This window comes from Acidithiobacillus sp. TH-A36 (assembly GCF_057473445.1).
Genome location: NZ_JBYCKP010000391.1, coordinates 1 through 1,246, shown reverse-complemented (window position 1 = coordinate 1,246; position 1,246 = coordinate 1). Strand labels below are relative to the sequence as shown.

Here is a 1,246-nt window from a genome sequence, read left to right as displayed (position 1 = left end):
TTTTTTGTCGGACCAAGCGTCTGACACCCCGTCAGACAAGCTGTCGGACGCCCTGTCCGACGCCTTTTATTTCACCACACCTGACGCACCAGAGGTGCAGTTTTTAGACCCTGTCCTGGTCGCCGGATGTCGGACGCTCCCAATCCATGAGTCACGTACCCCAATGATACGGAATATCAGATACCGTCCACGCTCAATCCCGACCACAGATGGCATCGTAGCTTTGCCTTGAGCCGCCACGACGGATCACCCTACCCAGACTATTCAGGATCCCGGACAAGGCTCTTTAACTCTGCCCTGCCCAGTATTCAGTCCTCTGTGCAGTTGATTCCGCTGGTCCACATCACATTCAATTGAATTGTACTTTTCCACCTCCGGTCCCTCTGGACTATATCTGTTATATTTCATTCTTGAGCGCGCCATGTAACCAAAATTGTTACAGAAAGATTCAGACTATGTAAAATTTTTTGGATGAATCAAAGGAAATTCTCCGTAGGTAAGGAGCGTCAAAGAAATGACAGAAATTTCTTATAAATAAATTAACAAGTTGAAAAAATTTATGTATTTTTTATATGGATACCCTATCCATGCGTGCTGTTACCTATATGGCAACATTGGCACATAGTTTGCTAACTTTTTGGTGCCCGGCTGGCTAGTGGCCCTCCGGGTAAAATAAACTTACATTTCATCCCAGTACTTAAAAGGAGTAAATTATGGCTGCTTTATTAGGCGGTATATTGGATACGGTTACCGGTTTGGTTGGTGGTCTTTTGGGAGGCAGCAGTGGCCTTACCACCAGTGACGTCAGCACACTGATGAATGATGGTGTTGCTGCGACCAGTAACCTCGATAAGTCGGTTACAAAAGATGCAGCTACGTTGGCAGGTGATCTGACCAATGATATTACGACAGCCGCGCAGGGCACACTGAGTGAAGCCGTGACCGGTGCTGAAGACCTCAGCAAAAGCTTCCTGTCGGATTCATCGTCCACCCTGGCTTCTGTAACGAAGTCATTGGGCGCCAGCCTCGGATCCACTTATGCTTCTGATGTAGAAGGACCGCTTGCTAAAGGCGTGGGCGGTGGAATTAGTGGAATGTTGACAGGCGTAGGTACCGGTGTGGGTGATGCAATGGCCAATATGGCCACCAGTATACCAGCAGCAACCGCGTCCATTGTGAATTCACTAGGCGCATCCACCCTTACGGCTACCGGTTTAAGTGCCGTATTGAGTAACGCGACAGTAGT

1 protein-coding gene is annotated in these 1,246 nt (G+C 48.3%); it reads left to right on the top strand.

The window, feature by feature from the left end; genetic code table 11:
* Nucleotides 1–713: 713 nt before the first annotated feature.
* The coding region (locus AC2VLY_RS10150) for a hypothetical protein (protein WP_486922212.1) at nucleotides 714–1,246 on the top strand (533 nt) is incomplete at its 3' end.